At 42.8% G+C, this 2,697-nt stretch carries 2 protein-coding genes; both read left to right on the forward strand.

Annotation, left to right across the window (positions count from 1 at the left end; all coding sequences use genetic code 11):
• Positions 1–499 precede the first annotated feature (499 nt).
• Positions 500–1,141: a hypothetical protein gene (locus L0G63_RS13605; RefSeq protein WP_301451135.1), complete on the forward strand. Its 642-nt coding sequence runs from the start codon at positions 500–502 to the stop codon at positions 1,139–1,141.
• Positions 1,142–1,536: 395 nt separating this feature from the next.
• Positions 1,537–2,526, forward strand: coding sequence for a malate dehydrogenase (locus tag L0G63_RS13610; RefSeq protein WP_301451136.1), 990 nt, complete (start codon positions 1,537–1,539; stop codon positions 2,524–2,526).
• Positions 2,527–2,697 lie beyond the last annotated feature (171 nt).

The following is a 2,697-nucleotide window of genomic DNA, read 5'->3' on the forward strand; positions in this document are numbered from 1 at the left end:
CCTAAAAAATAGTCGCTGTCAGTGCCATGGTCGAATGTTCAACACGCCCTAATAGATCACTTGCTTTCTATAGTTAGTGGTCTATTTTTATGGGCTAAATGGCAGCAAATCTTAGTGCTCTGAACCATAAATACTGAACTTAGTTTTGTAATTGTTGACGAACACGACAATGTTTACGTTTTTGCTATAGATTAAAAAAGACATTTTGTTACCATTGCGTTAGTGACACTGTCACACTTCTTTATTCTGGTTCTTAGATTCATATGTGTTTAATGCTTTAAATGCAATGGTTTAAGTGATAGTCCCTATTTTATCATTGCTAACTGCCTGCAACCTTATGATCAAAAAATACTTTAAGCGGTCCATATTATCTAAAACGAAGCATCTTATACTTATACAGGTGCCTTCATTACCTGATATGAAAACAGACACAAGCTCAATAACTAAATCATCTAGTCTCTTGGTGCAGTTCGGTACAGGTTTGATAGGTAGGCATCATATGAGTAAAGTGAGCGCTACCGCAAGTTTTGGTGCCTTGCTAGTGATACAGGGCCTGCTTGTGTTACCTGCACATGCTGCCAGCTCCGTCAAAACAGGCCAGCGTGTATTGATGATTGAGATGACGCCTGCATTATGTAGTCTACAACCCACAAGAGCGCGTATGCGTCAGTGCTTAGAGGGTTATTCGTTGACCGTATCAGGGCTGGATATGGGGTATGGTGAGCGCTGCGGCAGAGGTAGTGAGCCTCGTCTAACGCCACTACAGTTGAAAGTTGTCAATCGTATTATGCCTGATACCACCGTACGTAGCCAAACGTGGCACCGCTATGGTAACTGCAGTCCATTGAGCGCTAGTAATTACTTTCGTCAAATCACAAACTACGCAAGCTCTTTAAAGCTGCCCAAAGAGTTGAATACGGGTAATAGTTATACCGTCTCTAAATCTCGATTCGTCAGCCAAATGGCACGCCTAAATAGTGGGATGTCATCGAGCAGTATTGATCTTATTTGTCAAGAAGGCAGTCGTCGTCAGTCTATATTGACGGACATCCATGTGTGCTATGAGGGTAACAGTTTTGGTACATGTCACAATGTGGTAGACAATTGTGGTGGTCAGTTTATCATCTCAGGTGGTAGATAGCTTTTATTTGACCCTTTTTTGATATGTTTCCTCGTCTTTATATCTTTTTTCTTTGCATGATGTTCGGCGTTATTGACTAAAAATGACATTATTTGAATGTCATTTTTCTGGTTATAGTTATACACATCATGATGATATTGCATACCGTCATCCCTATCATACAACCGTACATCGCTTTATTGGTAAGCTTTTTAGCTACCTAAAACCCCTCACGTATAAAATGTAACAATATAGACCCTGATGGGTCTATGACTCTATCTAGACGGTCGCTGTAATGAAGTGCTACACTAACTCTCGGTTTATACATGCTGCCATGCGGCAAACGAGTCGATATCGAAAACGATAACCATCCATTAGAATTAAGCATTATCTCATCAACAATTAGGGAGTATTCAATGTCAATGAAACAGCCTTTACGTGTTGCCGTTACTGGCGCCGCTGGTAATATCAGCTACGCGATGCTATTTCGTATTGCCTCTGGCGAGATGCTAGGTAAAGATCAGCCAGTTATTTTGCAATTACTTGAAATTACGCCAGCGCTTGACGCCCTGAAGGGTGTAGTCATGGAATTAGAAGATTGTGCATTCCCATTGCTAGCTGGTATTGTGCAAACTGATGATGCCAATGTCGCATTCAAAGATGTTGATTATGCTTTGCTAGTTGGCGCACGTCCTCGTGGCCCAGGTATGGAGCGTAAAGATTTGCTAGAAGCCAACGCTGCGATTTTCTCAGCACAAGGTAAAGCATTGAACGAAGTCGCTAGCCGTGATGTAAAAGTATTGGTCGTCGGTAACCCTGCCAACACCAATGCCCTTATCGCTCAGCGCAATGCGCCAGATCTTGATCCACGCAACTTCACTGCCATGACTCGTCTAGACCACAACCGTGCGATGGCACAGTTGGCTGAAAAGACAGACAGCACTGTAAATGACGTGAAGAAAATGATCATTTGGGGCAACCATTCGTCAACTCAGTACCCAGATCTAACCGCTTGTACAGTAAACGGTAAGCCTGCACTGGATCTAGTAGATCGCGACTGGTACGAAAACACTTATATCCCAGAAGTACAACAACGCGGTGCTGCGATCATTAAAGCGCGCGGTGCATCATCTGCCGCTTCTGCTGCCAATGCAGCGATTGCACACATGCGTACGTGGGCACTAGGTACTGACGAGAACGATTGGGTATCTATGGGCGTTTACTCAAATGGCGAATACGGCATTGCTGAAGGTTTGATCTACTCATTCCCATGCACATGCACGAATGGCGACTGGTCTATCGTCGACGGCGTTGATGTATCATCAGATTTCTCTAAAGAGAAAATGGCAGCCACTGAGCAAGAGCTTAGTGAAGAGCGTGACGCAGTAGCACACTTGCTACCATAAGCTAAGCAGTCATATAAGCTAAAGTTAGGTAGTCATTAAAAAAGCTCTCTTAAATAGGAGGGCTTTTTTGTGTTTATAAGATTCTTTTGCAAAAAATAGGATGAAATAAAAAGTAATTGGTGGTGTATCAAAAAGTATGCTGGAGTAATAAAAGAAGGGTGACAGCCGAAG

Source organism: Psychrobacter sp. (assembly GCF_030454045.1).
Lineage (GTDB): Bacteria > Pseudomonadota > Gammaproteobacteria > Pseudomonadales > Moraxellaceae > Psychrobacter.

Excerpts from the sequence above, each read along its gene's own strand:
- L0G63_RS13605 (WP_301451135.1), top strand. The coding sequence starts at position 500 with ATGAGTAAAGTGAGCGCTACCGCAAGTTTTGGTGCCTTGCTAGTGATA.
- L0G63_RS13610 (WP_301451136.1), top strand. The coding sequence starts at position 1,537 with ATGTCAATGAAACAGCCTTTACGTGTTGCCGTTACTGGCGCCGCTGGT.